Genomic DNA, 20,986 nt, shown 5'->3' on the forward strand with positions numbered 1-20,986 from the left:
CGCGGGGATTCATTGGAGGCGCCGCTGGTCCCAACAGATACCTTCCTCCGGGCAACGGAGTGTGGCAACCGTCACATCGCAATGGCCGGGCCGCGTGCACTTTCCGTAGGCTTAACCAGGTGCAAACCGATGTGCTGGAGGTGGACACCACTCGTCGTCGGATCGTGGATCTGACCGATCCGATCCGCAGGTTCTGCTTTTCGCTAGGCGATGGTCTGCTCAACGTGTTCGTCCCGCACGCGACCGCCGGGGTGGCCGTCATCGAGACCGGCGCCGGCTCCGACGACGACCTGGTGGACACGCTCGAGCGGCTATTGCCGCGCGACGAGCGCTACCGGCACTCGCACGGCTCGCGCGGTCACGGCGCCGATCACGTCCTACCGGCGATCGTCTCGCCGTCGGTGACGGTGCCGGTCAGCGGTGGCGAGCCGATGCTGGGCACCTGGCAGAGCGTCGTGCTGGTCGACTTGAACCGCGACAATCCGCAGCGGTCGGTCCGGTTGAGCTTCGTCCAAGGCTGAATGCAAGGCTAAGCGGGCCGCAATACGACTTCGGCAGCCACGCTCCGGCGAATAGGCTGGTAGCGACCGCGCGCGAAAACTAAGGAAGAAGAAGAGTGCAGACACACGAGATCAGGAAGCGGTTCCTTGATCATTTCGTGAAGGCGGGTCACACCGAGGTACCCAGCGCTTCGGTCATCCTCGACGACCCCAACCTGTTGTTCGTTAACGCCGGCATGGTCCAGTTCGTGCCGTTCTTCCTCGGGCAGCGCACGCCGCCGTACGCCACGGCCACCAGCATCCAGAAATGCATCCGAACCCCGGACATCGACGAGGTGGGCATCACCACCCGGCACAACACGTTCTTTCAGATGGCGGGCAACTTCTCGTTCGGCGACTACTTCAAACGCCGCGCGATCGAACTAGCCTGGTCGCTGCTGACCAACCCGGTCGCCGAGGGCGGATACGGCCTGGAGCCGGAAAAGCTCTGGGCCACGGTGTATCTCGACGACGACGAAGCCGCCGGGCTGTGGCAGGAGATCGCCGACCTGCCGTCCGAGCGGATCCAGCGTCGCGGAATGGCCGACAACTACTGGTCGATGGGAATCCCCGGTCCGTGCGGACCGTCCTCAGAGATCTACTACGACCGCGGGCCGGACTTCGGCGTCGGGGGCGGTCCGATCGCCAACGAGGACCGCTACCTCGAGGTGTGGAACCTCGTGTTCATGCAGAACGAGCGTGGTGAGGGGACCTCCAAAGAGGACTACGAGATCCTCGGCCCGTTGCCGCGCAAGAACATCGACACCGGCATGGGTGTGGAGCGCATCGCGCTGGTGCTGCAGAACGTGCACAACGTCTACGAGACCGATCTGTTGCGCCCGGTCATCGATCTGGTCGCCGCACAAGCGCCGCGTGCCTACGACGTGGGCAATCACGCAGATGACGTCCGGTACCGGATCATCGCCGACCACAGCCGCACCGCCGCAATCCTGATTGGCGACGGCGTCAGCCCCGGCAATGACGGACGCGGTTATGTGCTGCGCCGGTTGCTGCGACGGGTGATTCGCTCGGCGAAGCTGCTCGGCATCGACAGCCCGATCGTCGGCGATCTGATGACCACCGTGCGCGACGCCATGGGTCCGTCCTACCCCGAGCTGGTCTCCGACTTCGACCGGATCAACCGCATCGCGGTCGCCGAAGAGACCGCGTTCAACCGGACGCTGGCATCGGGCTCCAAACTGTTCGACGACGTCGCCACCACCACCAAATCCGGGGGCGGCGCAGTGGTGTCCGGATCCGACGCATTCACCCTGCACGACACCTACGGGTTCCCGATCGAGCTCACCTTGGAGATGGCGGCCGAGTCTGGCCTGACGGTCGACGAGGCCGGTTTCCGTGACCTGATGGCCGAGCAGCGGGCGCGGGCCAAGGCAGATGCGGCCGCGCGCAAGCACGCCCATGCCGACCTGTCCGCCTACCGCGACCTGGTCGACGCCGGTCCCACCGAGTTCACCGGCTTCGACGAATTGACTTCCGAGGCAAAGATTCTCGGCATCTTCGTGGACGGCAAACGGGTTCCGGTGGTTTCGCACGACTCCATCGGCGACGCCGACGGGCAGCGGGTTGAGCTGGTGCTGGATCGCACCCCGCTCTACGCCGAGTCGGGCGGGCAGATCGCCGACGCGGGAACCATCAGCGGCACCGGATCGGGTGCCACCGCCCGGGCCGCGGTGACCGATGTGCAGAAGATTGCCAAGACGCTGCACGCGCACCGGGTCAACGTCGAGTCCGGTGAGTTCGTCGAGGGCGACACCGTGGTTGCGGCGGTGGATCCGGGCTGGCGCAAGGGCGCCACTCAAGGTCACTCCGGCACCCACATGGTGCACGCCGCGCTGCGACAGGTGTTGGGGCCCAACGCGGTACAGGCCGGGTCGCTGAACCGGCCGGGTTATCTGCGGTTCGACTTCAACTGGCAGGGCGCCTTGAGCGAGGACCAGCGCACCCAAATAGAGCAGGTCACCAACGAAGCCGTGCAGGCCGACTTCGAAGTGCACACCTTCCTCGAGCAGCTCGAGAAGGCGAAGGCCATGGGCGCGATGGCCCTCTTCGGTGAGGCCTACCCCGAGCAGGTGCGGGTAGTCGAGATCGGCGGCCCGTTCTCGTTGGAACTGTGCGGCGGCACGCATGTGCACAACTCGGCGCAGATCGGACCGGTGACCATTCTGGGCGAATCCTCGATCGGTTCCGGGGTGCGCCGGGTGGAGGCCTATGTAGGCCTGGAGTCGTTTCAGCACCTGGCCAAGGAGCGTGCGTTGATGGCCGGACTGGCCGCGACGCTGAAGGTGCCGTCCGAGGAGGTGCCCGGCCGGGTGGCGAACCTGGTGGAGCGGCTCAAGGTGGCCGAGAAGGAACTCGAGCGGACCCGCAAGAGCGGACTCAGCGCGGCCGTTGCCGCGGTGGAGTCGCAGCGCATCGGCAGCGTCGAAGTGGTGGCGCAACGGATGCCCGTCCGGTCTGGCGACCTGCGGTCGGTGGTCGGCGACATCCTGCGCAGGCGGGGGAGCGGTCCCGCGGTGGTCGCCGTAGTCGGCGAGGGCGAGGGCGGCAGCGTGCCCTATGCGGTGGCAGTCAACCCGGCCGCCCAGGATGCCGGACTTAACGCCAACGAACTGGTCAAGCAACTGGCCGTGGCGGTCGAGGGCCGCGGCGGCGGCAAGGCCGACCTGGCCCAGGGCTCGGGTAAAAATCCGACCGGAATCGACACCGCCCTGCAGGCGGTACGTGCGCAGATAGCGCGGGTCGGTTGAGTGGTCGAAACACCGGAGGAGGCACATCGCGGTGACCCGCCGCCCCCAGCTGACCGGCCGGGCGAGTCAGATCCTGGCAGGGGCCGGCGCCTCGGTGTCGATGTGGGCACGGTGCGCATCGGGGTGGCCGCCAGCGACCCGGACGGCATCCTGGCCACCCCGGTGGAGACCGTGCGCCGCGACCGGTCGGGCAAGCATCTGCGCCGGTTGACGGCGCTGGCCGCCGAACTCGAGGTCGTCGAGGTGATCGTCGGTCTGCCGCGGACGCTAGCCGATCGGGTCGGGCAGTCAGCCCAGGACGCGATCGAGGTAGCCGACCAACTTGCCGAACGGGTCGCTCCCGTCCCGGTCCGGCTCGCAGACGAACGGCTTACCACCGTCACCGCCCAGCGCTCCCTGCGCGAGGCGGGCGTACGGGCTAAGCAGCAACGGTCGGTGATCGACCAGGCGGCCGCCGTCGCGATCCTGCAGGGCTGGCTGGATCAGCGCCGGGCGCTGATCGGCGGCGGAAGCGCGGTTTCCGATGTCTAGCGGCGAAAAGGCCCAACCGGTGGCGGTCGGCCCGAGCCGGCACCGCAAGTCGCGGGCGGACCGCAAGAAGGCCCAGCGCACTCGTCGGCGCCGTCGCGTCGCCGGCAGCTTCGCGGTCGGGTTGCTGGTCGTCATCGTGGTCGCTGCCGTGCTGGTCGGCTCCAAGCTGTGGCACATGATGGGCAACCAAGACGACTACACGGGCGACGGCAAGCACGACGTCGTCATCCAGATCCAGGCCGGCGACTCGACCACCGCGGTCGGGGAGACGCTGCTCAAGCGGGGGGTGGTGCGCACCATCCGGGCGTTCGTCGACGCCGCGCACGGCAACGCCGCGATCTCGGCGATCCAACCGGGCTTCTACCGGATGCGCACCGAGATCCCGGCGGCCAACGCCGTTTCGCGGCTCGCGGACCCGAACAGCAGGGTGGGCAGGCTGGTCATCCCGGAAGGACGCCAGCTCGACGACACCACCGACATGAAGACCAACAAGACCACCCCGGGAATCCTCACCCTGATCTCGCGGGCCAGCTGCGTCGACCTGGACGGCAACAAACGTTGTGTTTCCGTCGCCGACCTGCGCTCGTCGGCCGGCAAGAGCAAGCCAGCCGCGCTACAGGTTCCGGACTGGGCGCTCGAACCGGTCAAGGAGTTGGGCGACGACCATCGCCGGCTGGAGGGCCTGATCGCGCCCGGCACCTTCAACATCGACCCGGCCGCGTCGGCGGAAACCATCCTGGCGAATCTGATCAGCGCCGGCGCCGTGGAGTACTTGACGTCGGGGCTGGTGGACACCGCCAGGTCCTTGAGCCTCTCGCCGTACGACATTTTGGTAGTCGCCTCGCTGGTGCAGCAGGAAGCCAACTCCTCCGACTTCACAAAGGTCGCACAGGTCATCTACAACCGCCTGCACGAGCATCGCAAGCTGGAATTCGATTCGACGGTGAACTATCCGCTGGACCGCCGGGAAGTGGCCACCAGCGACGCCGACCGTGGCCAGCGAACCGCTTGGAACACCTACATGGCCGAAGGTCTGCCCGCCACCGCGATCTGTTCGCCCGGTGTGGATGCGCTGCGCGCGGCCGAACATCCGGCCGCTGGTGACTGGCTGTACTTCGTCACCATCGACGCCCAGGGGACCACGCTGTTCACCCGCGACTACCAGCAACACCTGGCGAACATCGAGTTGGCCAAACGCAACGGTGTCCTCGACAGCGCGCGCTAGAAGGGCAGCGGTGCTCGGGTCGCCCATCGCGCATTCCCGTTCACCGCAGCTGCACCTGGCGGCCTACCGCGCGCTGGGTCTGGACGACTGGACCTATGAGCGCATCGAGTGCGATGCCGAACAACTGCCTGGTCTGGTCGGGGGGTTAGGGCCGGAGTGGGTCGGCGTGTCGGTGACCATGCCGGGCAAGTTCGCCGCGCTGCGCTTCGCCGACGAGCGCACCGCGCGCGCCGAACAGGTCGGCTCGGCCAACACGCTGGTGCGCACTCGCAGCGGCTGGCGGGCCGACAACACTGATATTGACGGCGTCGCGGGTGCTCTGGGCCCGGTATCGGGACACGCGCTGGTCTGTGGATCGGGCGGCACCGCACCGGCGGCGGTGGTGGCACTTGCAACGCTTGGCGTCAGCGGCATCACGGTGGTGGCGCGCAATCCGGGCAAGGCCGCCCGGTTGGTGGAACTAGGCATCAGCGCGGGGGTGGCGACCCGCTTTTGCACGTTGGACGACGACGCCCTGAGCGACGCGGCGGCCGCCGCCCAGGTGCTGGTCAGCACCATCCCGGCCGACGTCGCCGCCCGTTATGCCGAAACCTTCGCCACCGTCCCGGTGCTGCTGGACGCCATCTACGACCCATGGCCTACGCCGCTGGCGGCCGCAGTGCAGGCCGCCGGTGGCCGGGTGGTCAGCGGGTTGCAGATGCTGCTGCACCAGGCGTTCGCCCAGGTTGAGCAGTTCACTGGGCTGCCGGCGCCGCGCGAAGCGATGACTTGCGCGCTGGAATAGCGGCCCGATGTGCCGGCGAGGGTGCGCGGATGTACGGCGACATGCCGCGGCGACTGGCATTTTGTGCACGTTCGCGCCCGAGCTGAGCCCGATCGCCGCAGATCCGCGAGCCCGCAGCTGACTTGCGCAACCACAGCACTCAATTACCGTGCCGCGCATGCGGATTGTGCTGGTCGGTCTGGTGCTGCTCTGGCTGGCGGTGTTGAGCGGCTACGACATCCGGCAGCGGCGGTTGCCCAACCTGCTCACCGTCCCCGGCGCGACGGCCATCCTGGCTGCCGCGGCGCTGGCGGGTCATGGTCGCTCGGCGCTGGTCGGCGCGGCGGGGCTGGCTGCGGTGTACCTCGCGGTGCACCTGGTCGACACCACCGCCATGGGTGCTGGCGACGTGAAACTGGCGATCGGCGTGGGCGCGCTGACCGGTTGCTTTGGTTTCGAAGTGTGGCTGCTCGCGGCGTTGGGCGCTCCACTGCTGACGTTGACGGTCGCGACGTTGTGCCGGGTGCGCACGGTGCCGCACGGGCCGTCGATGTCTTTTGCCACAGCCGCAGCGGCCGGGCTGGTTCTGCTGGATTAACTCGCGATCAGCCGCACATGGGAAGATGTGTGGCGTGTTGCGCTGGATCACCGCAGGGGAGTCGCACGGCCGTGCATTGGTGGCCGTGGTCGAAGGCATGGTTGCTGGCGTGGAAGTCACGTCCGCCGAAATCGGTGACCAGTTAGCCCGGCGCCGGCTGGGCTACGGCCGCGGCGCCCGGATGAAGTTCGAGCGTGACGCCGTGACCGTGTTGTCCGGAGTGCGCCATGGCATCACCCTGGGCGGTCCCATCGCGATCGAGATCGGCAACACCGAATGGCCGAAGTGGGAAACCGTGATGGCCGCCGACCCAGTTGACGCCGCGGACCTGCAGAACAGCGCGCGCAACGAACCGCTGACCCGGCCGCGACCTGGTCACGCCGACTACGCGGGCATGCTCAAGTACGGCTTCGACGACGCTCGGCCGGTGCTGGAGCGAGCCAGCGCCCGTGAGACCGCCGCTCGGGTCGCGGCCGGCACCGTCGCGCGAGCATTCCTGCGTCAGGCCTTGGGCGTCGAGGTACTCTCGCACGTCATCTCGATCGGCGCGTCAGCGCCCTACGACGGCCCGCCGCCCCGCGCTGAGGACCTGCCCACCATCGACGACAGCCCCGTCCGCGCGTACGACAAAGCCGCCGAACAAGCCATGATCACCGAGATCGAGGCCGCCAAAAAGGACGGTGACACCCTCGGCGGCATCGTCGAGGTGGTGGCCTCAAACCTGCCGGTCGGGCTGGGCTCGTTCACCAGCGGCGACAACCGGCTCGACAGCCAGTTGGCGGCGGCGGTGATGGGCATTCAGGCGATCAAGGGTGTCGAAATCGGCGACGGATTCGAGACGGCGCGCCGCCGCGGCAGCCGCGCCCACGATGAGATGTACCCCGGTCCCGACGGCGTCGTCCGCTCCACCAACCGGGCCGGCGGGCTCGAAGGCGGCATGACCAATGGCCAGCCGCTGCGGGTGCGTGCGGCGATGAAGCCGATCTCGACCGTGCCGCGGGCGCTGGCCACCGTCGACATGGCCACCGGTGACGAGGCCGTCGCGATCCACCAACGTTCCGATGTGTGTGCGGTGCCGGCGGCAGCGGTCGTCGTAGAGACCATGGTGGCGCTGGTGCTGGCCCGTGCGGCGCTGGAGAAGTTCGGTGGCGACTCACTGACCGAAACCCGCCGCAACATCGAGTCCTACCAGCGCACGGTCGCCGACCGAGAAGCGCCGGCCACCCGGGCTTCGGGAAGCTAACGGTGGCGCCCAAAGCCGTACTCGTGGGTCTGCCGGGTTCCGGCAAGTCGACCATCGGACGTCGGCTCGCCAAGGCACTCGGGGTCGAGCTGCTCGACACCGACGCCGCCATCGAACAGCGGACCGGGCGCGCCATCGCCGACATCTTCGCCACCGACGGCGAGGGGGAGTTCCGGCGTATCGAGGAGGAGGTGATTCGCGCGGCATTGGATGAGCACGAGGGTGTGCTCTCACTGGGCGGCGGGGCGGTCACCAGTCCCGGGGTGTGTTCGGCACTGGCCGGTCACACGGTGGTCTATCTCGAGATCAGCGCCGCCGAAGGCGTGCGGCGCACCGGCGGGAACACCGTTCGCCCGCTGTTGGCCGGAGCGGACCGCGCCGAGAAATTCCGTGAACTGATGTCCAAACGCATTCCGCTGTACCGCCGGGTCGCGACGATCCGGGTGGACACCAACCGGCGCAACCCCGGCGCGGTGGTCCGCTATATCGTGTCGCGACTGCAGAAACAGGTAGAGGCCAGCAAATGACAACCAACAATCAACCGGTCACCGTCGAGGTGTCCGTCGATCCGCCATACCCGGTGGTGATCGGCACCGGGCTGCTCGACGAGCTGGAAAGGCTGCTGGCGGGCCGGCACAAGGTCGGCATCCTGCATCAGCCCGTGCTCACCCACACCGCCGAGAAGATCCGAACCATGTTGGCCGACAACGGGGTTGACGCACACCGCATCGAGATCCCGGACGCCGAAGCCGGCAAGGATCTGCCGGTCGTGGGCTTCATCTGGGAAGTGTTGGGCCGCATCGGAATTGGCCGCAAAGACGCACTGATCAGCCTGGGCGGCGGGGCCGCCACCGACGTTGCCGGTTTCGCGGCGGCCACCTGGTTGCGGGGCGTCTCGATCGTGCACGTGCCCACCACGCTGCTGGGTATGGTGGACGCCGCCGTCGGCGGTAAGACCGGCATCAACACCGACGCCGGCAAGAACCTGGTCGGCGCCTTCCACCAGCCACTGGCCGTGCTGGCTGACCTGTCGACGTTGAAGACGTTGCCGCGCAACGAGATCGTGGCCGGCATGGCCGAAGTGGTTAAGGCCGGGTTCATCGCAGACCCGGTGATTCTGGATCTCATCGAAGCCGATCCGCAGGCAGCGCTCGACCCCGACGGTGCGGTGTTACCCGAACTGGTCCGGCGCGCGATCGCCGTCAAGGCCGAGGTGGTGGCGGCCGACGAGAAAGAGTCCGAGCTGCGCGAAATCCTGAACTACGGGCACACTTTGGGGCACGCGATCGAACGCCGCGAACGCTATCAGTGGCGACACGGTGCCGCGGTGTCAGTCGGCCTGGTGTTCGCGGCCGAGCTGGCCAGATTGACCGGCCGGCTCGACGACGACACCGCGGCGCGCCATCGTGCCATCCTGACCTCGCTGGGCCTGCCGGTCAGCTATGACGCCGACGCCCTGCCGCAGCTGATCGAATATATGGCCGGTGACAAGAAGTCTCGCGCCGGTGTGCTGCGGTTCGTGGTTCTGGACGGACTGGCCAAGCCCGGCCGGTTGGTGGGACCCGACCCGGGCCTGCTCGTGACGGCCTACGCGGGAGTGTGCGCGCCATGACCACCACGGTGAACGTGATTAACGGCCCGAACTTGGGCCGGTTGGGCCGTCGCGAGCCCGCCGTATACGGCAGCACCACTCACGACGACCTGGTCGTGTTGATCGAACGTGAGGCGGCCGAGCTGGGGCTGAATGTCGCTGTGCGGCAAAGCGACAGCGAGGCCGAGCTGCTGGACTGGATCCACCGGGCCGCCGATGCGGCAGAGCCGGTGATCCTCAACGCCGGCGGTCTGACCCACACTTCGGTGGCGCTGCGCGACGCGTGTGCCGAGCTGAAGGCGCCGTTGATCGAGGTGCACATCTCGAATGTGCATGCGCGCGAAGAATTTCGGCGGCACTCCTACCTGAGCCCGATCGCGACCGGCGTGATCGTGGGACTAGGTGTGCAGGGCTACCTGCTGGCCCTGCGCTACCTGGCTAGTTCTTAGGCTTCTTTTCCAACTTGTTGAGGTCGAGCACCTCGGTCTTGGCGTCATCCCCGCCGTGATCGCCGGTGCGGATCACCTCGGTCTTGCCTTCATCGGCGTGGTCGCCGGTGCGGATCACCTCGGTCTTGCCCTCATCTGCGCGGTCGCCGGTGCGGATGACCTCGGTAGGTTCGTCGCGCTCAGCCGTCGCCACTGACGAGGTGCGCTCCTCGGTCTGGGCGCCGCGACCCTGCTGCGGGATCTCCCCAGTCGGGCTGTCGTCGGCGCGCACGGCGCTGAATACATCGGTGTCGTCAGCCCGGTCGCGCGACCCGTCGTGCTTGTCAGCGGGCGGCGCGTTGCGGTCGACGAGCCAACGACCGACGGCCACGCCGATGATGGCGAAAAGGAAGACGAGCAGCGCCGTGAAGGCCGCGAACGTAGTTAGCTCGTTGAGCAGTCCGCCGGTGTAGATGCCCTTGTAGAAGAGCGCGATGATCCAGGCCACCAGGCCGCTGACCAAACCGGCCACGATTCCGGCCAGCAACCAGACCATGGCCAGATCCTCGCGTCGATCGGGGTCCGGGTTGGCTCGGGCGTCGGCCCGGCCGTCGATGTGGCCCCACATGCCGGTGAAGAAAAGGAAGATCGCCAGCAACACAATGCTGATCAGCGCCGACTGCGTCTGCCACGCGTTGATCAGCGCCCCTTGAAACAGGCGAAGGACGACCATCCCGGCGGCAAAGACCAATCCACGCAGCATCCACTTGTTCATGGGCAAACAGCGTAGCGAGTACGGTCAAGAGTCGTGACACATTCCCAGCGTCGACACAACCTAAAAGCCAAAATTGCCGCCGCCGGACTGGACGCGATGCTGGTCACGGACCTGATAAATGTGCGGTATCTATCCGGTTTCAGCGGGTCCAACGGCGCGTTGCTGGTGTTTGCTGACGAGCGGGAAGCGGTGTTGGCCACCGATGGCCGCTACCGCACCCAGGCGGCGCAGCAGGCACCCGACCTCGAGGTAGCGATCGAACGGGCGGTGGGCCGGTATCTGGCCGGCCGGGCCCGCCAGGACGGCGTGGGCAAGTTGGGCTTCGAAAGCCATGTGGTCACGGTCGACGGCATGGACACGCTGACCGGCGAGTTGGGCGGTCAGCACACCCAGCTGGTGCGAGCCTCGGGCACCGTGGAAACGCTGCGCGAGGTCAAGGACGCCGGTGAACTGGCGTTGTTGCGGTTGGCCTGCGAGGCGGCCGACGCTGCGCTCGCCGACCTGGTGGAACACGGCGGGCTACGCCCCGGCCGCACCGAACGTGAGGTGAGCCGCGAGTTGGAGGCCCGGATGCTCGACCACGGTGCTGACGCGATTTCGTTCGAGACGATCGTGGCGGCCGGGGCGAACTCGGCGATCCCTCATCACCGGCCGACCGACGCGGTGCTGGCGACGGGCGATTTCGTCAAGATCGACTTCGGTGCGCTGGTGGCCGGCTATCACTCCGACATGACCCGCACCTTCGTGCTGGGCAAGGCCGGTAAAGCTGAGGCGTGGCAGCTGGAGATCTATGAATTGGTCTCCGAGGCGCAACGAGCCGGCCGCGAGGCGCTTCATGCAGGGGCTGAGCTGCGCGATGTAGACGGCGCGGCGCGGCAGCTGATCGCCGACGCGGGATACGGCGATCACTTCGGCCACGGTCTGGGACATGGCGTGGGCCTGCAGATACACGAAGCGCCGGGCATCGGAGCAACATCCGCCGGCACCCTACTTGCGGGCTCCGTCGTCACCGTGGAGCCCGGCGTCTACCTACCCGGCCGCGGCGGTGTCCGCATCGAGGACACGCTGGCGGTGCCGTCTTCAGGGCCCTCTTCTGGGCCCTCTTTAGGGGTCTCCCGTGCCGCGGCCCATCCGCCTGAATTGTTGACCCGGTTCCCGAAGGAACTGGCCATTCTCAGCTAGCGGAACCGTCTGCAGTACGGCGCCAGCCCCCGACGCAAGCAACTTTTGCATTTGACTTGAATAAAGCTTGAGCCTTTTGTGCGGCCAGCAGGTGTCGTCTGACTACCGATTCCTGGCTGGGCATCGGGCCCCGGTTCGGGATGACTAGATGTCATGTCGTAGCCGGAGGCAGACCCGGCCTGGTCGGCTCGGGATTTGGGGGGCGTGGCGGCGATGCCGTGCTGTTTGGTAACGGCGGCGACGGCGGGGAGTTGTTCGGCCTGAGCGGCGCGAACGGGTTGACGTAACCGGCGGATGCCCGGGACCGGGTAAACTACTGCGGTTGCCCGCGTCGCGGGCAGGAATCGACAGCCGTCGGCGACTTGTTTTGCCGCGACGGCGACGAAGAATCAACCGCGCTAGTTAACTGGCCATCCTGTAGGAGATTTACCGACCGTGGCGAGCACTGCTGACTTCAAGAACGGACTTGTCCTGGTCATCGACGGCCAGCTGTGGACCATCACCGAGTTCCAGCACGTCAAGCCCGGCAAGGGCCCGGCCTTCGTGCGCACCAAGCTCAAGAACGTGCTGTCCGGCAAGGTCGTCGACAAGACCTACAACGCTGGCGTCAAGGTCGACACCGCCACCGTCGACCGTCGCGACGCCACCTACCTGTATCGCGACGGTTCCGACTTCGTGTTCATGGACAGCGAGGACTACGAACAGCACCCGCTGCCGGAGTCGCTGGTCGGCGGCGCCGCACGGTTCCTGTTGGAGGGCATGCCGGTGCAGGTGGCGTTCCACGACGGCGCGCCGCTGTACCTCGAGCTGCCGGTTTCCGTCGAACTCGTCGTCTCCCACACCGAGCCCGGCTTGCAGGGCGACCGGTCCAGTGCGGGCACCAAGCCCGCGACAGTGGAAACCGGTGCCGAGATCCAGGTGCCGCTGTTCATCAACACCGGGGACAAGCTCAAGGTCGACACCCGCGATGGCAGCTACCTGGGGCGGGTAAACACCTGACTATGCCGGACGGAAAAGAAGGCAGACACCGAACATCGCGGCCGTTTAAGGGTCGCCACCAGGCCCGCAAGCGTGCCGTGGACCTGTTGTTCGAGGCCGAGGCCCGCGGCATCAGCCTGTCGGCAATGGTCGACGAACGCAGCGCGCTGGCCGAATCCAATTCCGACGTGTCGCCGCTGCTGCCCTACACGGCCGCCGTGGCTCATGGGGTGGCCGAGCACGCCGCGCACATCGACGAGCTGATCACCTCGCATCTGCAGGCCTGGACGCTGGATCGGTTGCCCGCGGTAGATCGCGCCATCCTGCGGGTCGCGGTGTGGGAGCTGCTCTATGCCGACGACGTGCCCGAGCCGGTCGCCGTCGACGAGGCCGTCGAGCTCGCCAAGGAGCTGTCCACCGATGATTCGCCGGGTTTCGTCAACGGCGTGTTGGGCCAGGTGATGCTGGTGACCCCGCAGATCCGGGCGGCCGCGCAAGCCGTCCGAGGGGCGACCGGGGGAGGCGGATCATGACGCGGCTGGAGTTGCGTGTGGTGCTGGCCGTGCTGGCGGCGGTGACGGTGGTGGTCGGTGCTGTGATCAGCGCCGCGTTCGACTGGTCCATCGTCGCCTCGGTGCTGGCGATCTTCGGCCTGGGTGTCGGTGCGCTGGTGTATCACACGGTCGAGCGTCTGATTCTGGCGCGCCGGATCAGCACGGTGCGCACCGCGGCCAAGCCTTTGCAGCCGTTGCTGCCGGTGATGGCGGCCATCATGGGCCTGACCCAGGGCGTGGTGCGCTCGCTGGGTGACGTCGCCGATCTGCCCGGCAAACGATTCGAGATGCCGCAGCTGCCGATGTTGAAGTGGATGGAAAACCCCTTGAACAAAGGCCCCTTGAACAAAGGCAAAGGCGAGATCATCGACAGCGACGACGAGCTGGACGACTGAAACTTCGCGCGGTCAAATTTCGCCGCGAAAGGATCGCGCTTTCGGTGTAGGCGCGACACAATGGCCGTTGGTGCCAATGGAAAGTTGCCGAACTTGACGTCGATCAGACCCACGATCTTGCTGACCACCGCCGCTACCGCGCTGGGGGCGCTGTCGTTGTCGGCGCCGGCCACCGCGCACGCAGAACAGGTGAGAACATGAATTCAGATAGTGCCCGGCCGCGACGTCTTCGCGTCTCCGCGCTGGCCGCGGTAGCCAACCCGTCCTACACGCGGGTGGACACCTGGAACTTGCTCGACGATGCTTGCCGCCACCTGGCCGAGGTCGACCTGGCCGGTCTGGACAAAGCCCACGACCTGGCCAAGGTGAAGCGGTTGATGGACCGCATCGCCGCCTACGAGCGGTACTGGCTGTATCCGGGCGCGGCTAACCTGAAGACCTTCCGCGCTCATCTGGAGAGCCTGTCCACGGTGCGCCTTGCCGAAGAGGTGTCCCTGGCGGTGCGGCTGCTGTCCGAATACGGCGACCGCACAGCGCTTTTCGACATTTCGGCGCCGCTGGCCGACCAGGAGTTGGTGGCCAAGGCCAAACAGCAGCAGTTTTACACCGTCCTGCTCGCCGACGACTCGCCCGCCACGGCTCCGGAGAGCCTGGTGGAGTGCTTGCGCGCGCTGCGCAACCCGGACGACGACATCCAGTTCGAGATCCTCGTTGCCCCCAGCGTCGAAGACGCCATTACCGCGGTGGCGCTCAACGGCGAGATTCAGGCCGCCATCATCCGCCACGACCTGCCGTTGCGTTCGCGTGACCGGGCGCCGTTGATGAACACGCTGCTCGGTGCCAACGAGGACATTCCGGTGTCTGACCGCGCCCACGACTGGGTGGAGTGTGGTGAGTGGATCCGCGAATTGCGGCCGCACATCGATCTGTATTTGCTCACCGACGAGTCGATCGCGGCCGGCAGCGACGACGACCCCGACGTCTACGACCGGACCTTCTACCGGCTCAACGATGTCACCGATCTGCACAGCACGGTGGTCGCCGGACTGCGAAACCGGTTCTCCACACCGTTTTTCGACGCATTGCGGGCCTATGCGGCAGCGCCCGTCGGCCAGTTTCACGCGTTGCCGGTGGCGCGTGGCGCCAGCATATTCAACTCGAAGTCGTTGCAGGACATGGGCGAGTTCTACGGCCGCAACATCTTCATGGCCGAAACATCCACCACTTCAGGCGGATTGGATTCGCTGCTGGATCCGCACGGCAACATCAAGAAGGCGATGGACAAGGCCGCGGTGACGTGGAACGCCAACCACACCTACTTCGTCACCAACGGAACTTCCACCGCCAACAAGATCGTCGTGCAGTCCTTGACCCGGCCGGGCGACATCGTGCTCATCGACCGCAACTGCCACAAGTCGCACCACTACGGTCTGGTGTTGGCCGGCGCCTACCCGCGATACCTGGAGTCCTATGCGCTACCGGAATTCGCCATTTACGGCGCGGTACCGCTGAGCACCATCAAGAAGGCGCTGCTGGACCTCGAGGCGGCCGGACACCTGGACAAGGTGCGAATGCTGCTGCTCACCAACTGCATCTTCGACGGCGTCGTCTACAACCCCCGGCAGGTGATGGAGGAGGTGCTGGCGATCAAGCCGGACATCTGCTTCCTGTGGGACGAAGCGTGGTATGCCTTCGCCACGGCGGTGCCGTGGGCCCGGCAGCGCACCGCCATGATCTCCGCGGATCGCCTTGAGCAGATGCTGTCGTCGCGGGAATACGCGGCGCAATACCGACAGTGGCAGGCGTCGATGGAGGGCATCCCGCGCTCGGAATGGGTCAACCATCGGCTGTTGCCCGACCCCGCCAAGGCTCGGGTCCGGGTGTACGCCACCCACTCCACCCACAAGTCGCTGTCGGCGTTCCGGCAGGCGTCGATGATCCACGTGCGCGACCAGGACTTCAACGCGCGCGCCCGGGATGCGTTCGGCGAGGCGTTTTTGACCCACACCTCAACCTCGCCGAATCAGCAGCTGCTGGCCTCACTCGACCTGGCCCGTCGGCAGGTCGACATGGAAGGTTTCCAACTGGTCCGCCAGGTCTACGACATGGCGCTGGTCTTCCGGCACCGGGTCCGCAAAGACCGGTTGATCAGCAAATGGTTCCGCATCCTCGACGAGTCCGACCTGGTGCCCGAGGAATACCGGGCCTCGCACGTCAGCTCCTACCGCGAAGTCCGCCAGGGCGCGCTCGACGAGTGGAACGAGGCGTGGCGCTCAGACCAGTTCGTGCTGGACCCCACCCGGGTCACGTTGTTTTTGGGCAAGACCGGCATGAACGGCTACGACTTCCGCGAGAAGATCCTGATGGACCGGTTCGGCATTCAGATCAACAAGACCTCGATCAACAGCGTGCTGCTGATCTTCACCATCGGCGTGACGTGGTCGAGCGTGCACCATCTGCTCGACGTGCTGCGCCGGGTGGCCACCGATTTCGACCGGACCAAGGAGACCGCCAGCTCGGCGGACTGGGCCCTGCACGAGCGCCGGGTCGAGGAGATCACCGAGGATCTGCCGCACCTGCCCGACTTCAGCAGTTTCGATTCCGCCTTCCGCCCCGCTGAAGGCAGCGTCTACGGCGACACCCGATCGGCTTTCTACGCCGGGTACGAGGAGAAGGACCGCGAGTACGTGCTGATCGGCACGGCCGGGCGCCGACTGGCGGAGGGAAAGACGTTGGTGTCCACCACATTTGTGGTGCCCTACCCGCCCGGCTTTCCGGTGCTGGTGCCCGGGCAGGTGGTCTCCAAAGAGATCGTCTACTTCCTGGCCCAACTCGACGTCAAGGAAATCCACGGGTACAACCACGAACTCGGTTTGTCGGTATTCACCCAGGAGGCGCTGAGCCGGATGGAGGCGCAGCGCAAAGCGGTGACGCGAGCCAAGGTGTCCGGCAACGGATCCGAGCCCGCCAAGGCGCCCGAGGCGCCGATCGTGGCCAACGAGCACACCGTGCCGGTGAACTGAACTTTGTGAACCGAAGGGTCAACCGGCGCGGGCCGCGGCGTAGTCGGGCAGGTCGACGGCCTCGGCGGTGGTGAACCACTTGCGCTCGGCGATCGGCCGAAACGGCCAGCGCTGCATGTATTTCATCACCATCGCGGTGATGCGGATGTCCGCAGCCGATTTCGGTAGATACCCGTCGATGCCGTTGGGCAACTTCTGGCACCTCGCCACATAGGGCCTCATCACCTGGTGATAGCGGTCCAGCGGCCCGTGCGGTCCGGCGGCCAGTTCATGCGCGAGTACATAGGCACCGACCAACGCCAGGCTGGTGCCCATCCCGCTCAGGGGCGACGCGCAGTATCCGGCGTCACCGACCAGCACCACGCGGCCGGCCGCCCAGGACTCCATGTGGACTTGGGCGAACGCGTCGAAGTAAAAGTCGTCGGCATCCCGCGCGGCGGCCACCAGTGCTTCGGAATGCCAACCCGCACCGGCGAACCGGTCGGCCAACAGCTCACGCTGCGCATCCTGGTCGGCGCGGTCGTAGCTGATCACATCGGAGCGGAAAGCCAAGCCCGCCTTGACTATTGACGGGTCGTGCGAGGGCCGCACCGAGACGTTCAGCCCGCCGGGCGCCTGGTACATCAGGTACCAGCCGTCCAGTCCCACCGGATCGGGCGCGCTGAACCACGCGTTGTATCCGCCCAGCGGCCGCACGAACTTGTCCTCCGGTCCGAACGCCAACCGCCGCACGGCCGAATGCGGCCCGTCGGCGCCGACCACCAGATCGGCGCACACCGTGCTGCCGTCGGACAACGTTGCGGTGACCTCGTCGGCCGACTGCGTCAACTCGATGACTCGGGTGCCGAACCGGTACTCGGTGGTATCGACAGTCGCCTGGTACAAGACGTCGGCCAGGTCGCCGCGCAGGATCTCCAGTTCGCTGACCATGCCGTTGCCGTGGAACGCCTCGACCGGCATCTCGGCGCGGCGCGATCCGTCGTCTTTCACCCACGCGACGCCGCGCTGGGTCAGGCAGCGGGCCCGCATCTGATCCAGCAGCCCCATCCGCTCGACGACCGCACGTCCCGCCCCACGCAGGTCGACGGTCTGACCGCCCGGGCGAATCCCGTCGGCGAGTTCGACCACCACCACGTGGTAGCCATTGCGGGAAAGCCAGAACGCCAGTGCGGGTCCGGCGATTCCAGCACCGCTGACGAGCACGGTTGGGTTTGACATGGTGCTCAGCCTATTAGCGGTGCGGCGGGGCTCAGCGCAGGATCCGCGCGTAAAGCAGGCTGTCGTTCGGGTCCGCGCCCATCGAGGGGTAGACGGCATGCCGGCGCAGTCGGCCCTCCAAGGTGAAGCCGGATCGTTGCAGCAGTCGCGACGAGCGCGCATTGTCGACGTGGCAGGTCGCCCAAACGCGGAATACCCGGGGGTCGACGCGCAATTCGTCTAGCACCAGCTTGATCGCCTCGCACATGTAACCCATGTCCCACCAACGTCGCCCGAGGCAGTAGCCGATTTCGACGGAATGGCTGACCGGGCGTCGGCAGCTGATCATGCCGACGATTTCGCCGTTGCGGCGCAACGTGATCACCCAGTTCCGGTCGTTACCGGTGCTCGTCAGCTGTTTGACCAGTACCCGTCGGGTTTCCAGTACGTCCGGATGTGCGGTCCACAACAGAAACCGGGTGACCTCGGGATCGCCTGAAATGCTTGCGAATATCTCGTCGGCATCTTCGATTACCGGTGGCCGCAGTATCAGTCGCGGCCCGTCGATGTGGTCAGCGAGGTCCCCGACCGTCATAGCAGGCCGAGCGCCCGGTAGGTGTTCCGGACGAACTTCGGCTGCGCCGTGCGCAGTTTGGCCAGCACGGGGTTGCCGGCGACGGCCTCGGCGGCGTTGACCGTCAGGTCGGGCAGGTACTGGATCAGGTACAGCAGGATCAGGTCGGCTGTTGGATCTGCCTGCCACCACGTTCCGTAGGCGCCCGGCCAGCTGAACGTCCCAACGCCACCCGGGCCGAACAACGGCGTGGACTTGGCCGAATCGGTTACCACCGACAGGTTCAGACCGAAGCCGCGACCAACCCAGAACGGCGAGCCCAGGAAGTTGTGCCGCTTCTGTTCGTCGGTCAACCGATCGGTGCGCATCAGTTGTACCGACTCCGGCGACAGCACCTGCACGCCGTCGATCGACCCGTCGCCCAACAGAACTCGGATGAACCGCAAATAGTCGTCAGCGGTCGACCACAAGCCGCCGCCGGCGTTGCAGAACGTCGGAGGCTTGACTTGGGGCGGCCCCATCACGTCGTGTCGCAACTTGTGGTGCTCGTCGTGGCGGTACATCGTCGCCGCGCGCGGTCGCGCGTCGGGCGCCACAAAGAACCCGGTGTCGACCATGCCCGCCGGGCCCAGCACCCGCTCGTCGAAGACCTCGTAGAGCGGCTTGTCGTCGATGCGAGACAACAGCACACCCAGCACGTCGGTCGCGTGACTGTAGGTCACCCGCTCACCAGGCTGGTGCACCAACGGCAGGGCCGCGAGTTCGGACAGCCACACGCCCGAGCCCTGATCGAACGGCAACCGCAGATAGGCCTGTGAGATCGGACCGGAAACCGAGAAGCCGTAAGCCAAACCGCTGGTGTGGGTAAGCAGATCCTCGATCAGGATGGGCCGACGGGCCGGGTGGGTGCGGTCCAGTGGGCCGTGCGGATCGTCGAGCACCTGCACATCCGCCAGTTCCGGCAGCCACCGCGCCACCGGATCTTTCAGCGCCAGTTTGCCTTCGTCGACCAGGCTCATTACCGCTGCCACCGTGACGGGTTTGGTCATCGAGGCGATACGGAACAACGTGTCCCGCTGCATCGGCAGGCTCGCCTCGATATCCCGGTAGCCGATCTCGTTGACCTGCAACATTTCTCCGCGTTGCCACACCATCGTCACCGCTCCTGCGAGCAGACCGGCGTCACAGACTTCGCGGATGGTCGTCTGATTGCCGTCGAGATTCACGCGGCTTAGGTTAGCCGCTCGGCTAGGGCGGCATCCAACGGCCGTGGCGTTGGGTCAACCGGGCGTGATCGGCAAAGATCAGGGCAAGCGCGGTGCGCGGCTTCGACACCGCGGCAGTTACATCTGCGAATCTGTTTGCACGGTACGGGTTGCGTGTTATCGTCGCGCTCTCCGGCAAATGTGATCTGGTGAACATGCTGTGAGGCGGCGGTGCGCGGTTGACGTCGGTGTCGTTGCTGGTGAACCAGGGTGCGGGTGTGTAGTCACCAAGATCCGCGACCGTTGGGCGGAGGCGCCGATACCGCCTCTGCCCATACCGTATGACGAGGGTAGCGACCCGCTGCTCATTACCACCGGTTGGATAACTCAGCAAAGGCTGGCCATGAATGGCTTGATGACACAAGCGCAAATTCGTCACCGACGTGTCACCCGTCGACCCTCGACCCCAGTTGTCGCGATCATGTTCGCGGCAGCACTTGTCGGAATGGTCATCGCGGGATGTGGAAACAAATCCTCGACTGGCACCTCCCAAACTTCGGGGACTTCCGGATCCAGTGCCGCTTCGGCGACATCTGGCGCTTCCGGAACCTCCGCGACATCCGGCGCCCCGGCACCGGAAGCGCAGCAACTCCTGCAAGAGGCCTCGAAGGCCACCACCGGGCTGCGCTCGCTACACGTCAATCTGCAGACCATGAACATCAACACCCTGCCCATGGAGGCGGTCAACGCCGACGTGACCAACCAGCCGGAGGGCAACGGGCAGGCGGTCGGCGATGCGATGATCCGGTTGCAGCCCAAGACCCCCGCGGTGCCCAAGCAGTTCATGGTGACCAACAAGACCATGTACACCAAGAACGAGGCCGGTGTTTACACCTCGATGGGACCCGCGGACAAGATCTATGACCCGGGCGTTGTGCTGGACAAGGACAAGGGCATCGGCGCCGTGATCGGCAAAGTCTCCAACCCGCAGTCCGGCGGAAACGAGACCATCGATGGAGTCGCCACGCTGAAGGTGACCGGCACCATCGACCCGGCGATCATCGACCCGCTGATACCGCAGATCGGTAAGGACGCCAAGGGCCCGTTGCCGGTCACCCTGTACATCGCCGACGTGAAGGCCCCGGGAGCCCCGGGCTCGCCGCCGAGCCCGTACCTGGTGCGGATGGTGATTGACAAGGACCAGGGTCACGTCACGATCACGCTGTCCAATTGGGGAGCGCCGGTTACGATCCCGAGCCCGACGCCATAGGGTTCTGACGGTCAGGTGAACTCCGGATTGGGAACCGGCCCGGAACTCCGGGTCGGTTCCCGTCCGTAGGTGGAGCGCATTGAGGATTCGGTGAGAATCCTCCAAGGCCGCGCCCCGAGCATTGGGGCCAGCTTGCCGGAAGCACCG

At 66.3% G+C, this 20,986-nt stretch carries 21 protein-coding genes; 17 read left to right on the plus strand and 4 right to left on the minus strand.

From position 1 onward, the window contains the following. The first annotated feature begins 131 nt into the window (after window positions 1–131). From A5634_RS25235 to aroQ, 10 genes are all read left to right on the plus strand, one after another. Window positions 132–521 carry a secondary thiamine-phosphate synthase enzyme YjbQ gene (locus A5634_RS25235; RefSeq protein ID WP_172831787.1) on the plus strand — a complete coding sequence of 130 codons (390 nt, stop codon included), beginning with the start codon at window positions 132–134 and terminating at the stop codon, window positions 519–521. A 95-nt stretch (window positions 522–616) separates the two neighbouring features. After that, a complete protein-coding gene (alaS, locus tag A5634_RS25240) occupies window positions 617–3,307 on the plus strand; it encodes an alanine--tRNA ligase (RefSeq protein ID WP_065146762.1) in 2,691 nt (896 codons plus the stop codon). Further along, complete coding sequence (gene ruvX, locus A5634_RS25245; RefSeq protein WP_065146763.1) at window positions 3,308–3,838, plus strand: Holliday junction resolvase RuvX; 531 nt, start codon at window positions 3,308–3,310, stop codon at window positions 3,836–3,838. It abuts the gene before it with no gap. Then, the gene (gene mltG / locus A5634_RS29730) at window positions 3,831–5,063 is read left to right on the plus strand and encodes an endolytic transglycosylase MltG (RefSeq protein WP_065146764.1); all 1,233 of its coding nucleotides are present in this window, start codon (window positions 3,831–3,833) and stop codon (window positions 5,061–5,063) included. Before ruvX ends, mltG begins: the two co-directional genes overlap by 8 nt. Continuing rightward, window positions 5,041–5,847 (plus strand): shikimate dehydrogenase, encoded by an 807-nt coding sequence (locus tag A5634_RS25255; protein WP_065146765.1) that lies wholly within the window; start codon window positions 5,041–5,043, stop codon window positions 5,845–5,847. Before mltG ends, A5634_RS25255 begins: the two co-directional genes overlap by 23 nt. A gap of 157 nt (window positions 5,848–6,004) precedes the next feature. Next, window positions 6,005–6,424, plus strand: a complete 420-nt coding sequence (locus A5634_RS25260; protein ID WP_065146766.1) for a prepilin peptidase — start codon at window positions 6,005–6,007, stop codon at window positions 6,422–6,424. Between the two features lie 34 nt (window positions 6,425–6,458). After that, window positions 6,459–7,667, plus strand: coding sequence for a chorismate synthase (gene aroC, locus A5634_RS25265; RefSeq protein WP_065146767.1), 1,209 nt, complete (start codon window positions 6,459–6,461; stop codon window positions 7,665–7,667). 2 nt (window positions 7,668–7,669) lie between these two features. Next, window positions 7,670–8,194, plus strand: coding sequence for a shikimate kinase (locus A5634_RS25270; protein ID WP_065146768.1), 525 nt, complete (start codon window positions 7,670–7,672; stop codon window positions 8,192–8,194). Further along, window positions 8,191–9,279, plus strand: coding sequence for a 3-dehydroquinate synthase (gene aroB / locus A5634_RS25275; protein ID WP_065146769.1), 1,089 nt, complete (start codon window positions 8,191–8,193; stop codon window positions 9,277–9,279). Before A5634_RS25270 ends, aroB begins: the two co-directional genes overlap by 4 nt. Further along, window positions 9,276–9,707: a type II 3-dehydroquinate dehydratase gene (gene aroQ, locus A5634_RS25280; RefSeq protein WP_065146824.1), complete on the plus strand. Its 432-nt coding sequence runs from the start codon at window positions 9,276–9,278 to the stop codon at window positions 9,705–9,707. Before aroB ends, aroQ begins: the two co-directional genes overlap by 4 nt. Here aroQ and A5634_RS25285 read toward each other — a convergent pair. Then, entirely contained in the window at window positions 9,697–10,461 is a 765-nt protein-coding gene (locus A5634_RS25285; protein ID WP_065146770.1) for a B-4DMT family transporter, read from the minus strand. The two genes, aroQ and A5634_RS25285, sit on opposite strands and share 11 nt — an antisense overlap. A gap of 33 nt (window positions 10,462–10,494) precedes the next feature. Between A5634_RS25285 and A5634_RS25290 the strand changes: the two genes are divergently transcribed. The 6 genes from A5634_RS25290 to A5634_RS25310 all read left to right on the plus strand — a co-directional run bounded on the left by A5634_RS25290 (window position 10,495) and on the right by A5634_RS25310 (window position 16,593). Beyond that, entirely contained in the window at window positions 10,495–11,643 is a 1,149-nt protein-coding gene (locus A5634_RS25290) for a M24 family metallopeptidase (RefSeq protein ID WP_065146771.1), read from the plus strand. 140 nt (window positions 11,644–11,783) lie between these two features. Then, on the plus strand, window positions 11,784–11,930 hold the full coding sequence (locus A5634_RS28440; RefSeq protein ID WP_155769727.1) for a hypothetical protein: 147 nt from the start codon (window positions 11,784–11,786) through the stop codon (window positions 11,928–11,930). A 148-nt stretch (window positions 11,931–12,078) separates the two neighbouring features. Next, complete coding sequence (gene efp, locus A5634_RS25295) at window positions 12,079–12,642, plus strand: elongation factor P (RefSeq protein WP_065146772.1); 564 nt, start codon at window positions 12,079–12,081, stop codon at window positions 12,640–12,642. A 2-nt stretch (window positions 12,643–12,644) separates the two neighbouring features. Beyond that, window positions 12,645–13,154 (plus strand): transcription antitermination factor NusB, encoded by a 510-nt coding sequence (gene nusB / locus A5634_RS25300; protein ID WP_065146773.1) that lies wholly within the window; start codon window positions 12,645–12,647, stop codon window positions 13,152–13,154. After that, entirely contained in the window at window positions 13,151–13,570 is a 420-nt protein-coding gene (locus A5634_RS25305; RefSeq protein ID WP_065146774.1) for an antitermination protein NusB, read from the plus strand. The genes nusB and A5634_RS25305 overlap by 4 nt, the downstream gene beginning before the upstream one ends. 197 nt (window positions 13,571–13,767) lie before the next feature. Next, a complete protein-coding gene (locus tag A5634_RS25310) occupies window positions 13,768–16,593 on the plus strand; it encodes an aminotransferase class I/II-fold pyridoxal phosphate-dependent enzyme (RefSeq protein WP_081290656.1) in 2,826 nt (941 codons plus the stop codon). A gap of 18 nt (window positions 16,594–16,611) precedes the next feature. On the opposite strand, the gene A5634_RS25315 is transcribed toward A5634_RS25310, so the two are convergent. The 3 genes from A5634_RS25315 to A5634_RS25325 are packed head-to-tail and all read right to left on the minus strand — an operon-like array spanning window position 16,612 to window position 19,590. Continuing rightward, window positions 16,612–17,811: an FAD-dependent monooxygenase gene (locus tag A5634_RS25315; RefSeq protein ID WP_065146775.1), complete on the minus strand. Its 1,200-nt coding sequence runs from the start codon at window positions 17,809–17,811 to the stop codon at window positions 16,612–16,614. Window positions 17,812–17,842: 31 nt separating this feature from the next. Next, window positions 17,843–18,385, minus strand: a complete 543-nt coding sequence (locus tag A5634_RS25320; protein WP_065146776.1) for a GNAT family N-acetyltransferase — start codon at window positions 18,383–18,385, stop codon at window positions 17,843–17,845. Beyond that, entirely contained in the window at window positions 18,382–19,590 is a 1,209-nt protein-coding gene (locus A5634_RS25325; protein WP_065146777.1) for a serine hydrolase domain-containing protein, read from the minus strand. The genes A5634_RS25320 and A5634_RS25325 overlap by 4 nt, the downstream gene beginning before the upstream one ends. 382 nt (window positions 19,591–19,972) lie before the next feature. Here A5634_RS25325 and A5634_RS25330 point away from each other — a divergent pair, with 382 nt between their 5' ends. Next, window positions 19,973–20,839, plus strand: coding sequence for an LppX_LprAFG lipoprotein (locus tag A5634_RS25330; RefSeq protein ID WP_065146778.1), 867 nt, complete (start codon window positions 19,973–19,975; stop codon window positions 20,837–20,839). The last annotated feature ends 147 nt before the right edge of the window (window positions 20,840–20,986 follow it).

Origin of the sequence: Mycobacterium asiaticum (assembly GCF_001673365.1) — a bacterium.
GTDB lineage: Bacteria > Actinomycetota > Actinomycetes > Mycobacteriales > Mycobacteriaceae > Mycobacterium > Mycobacterium asiaticum_A.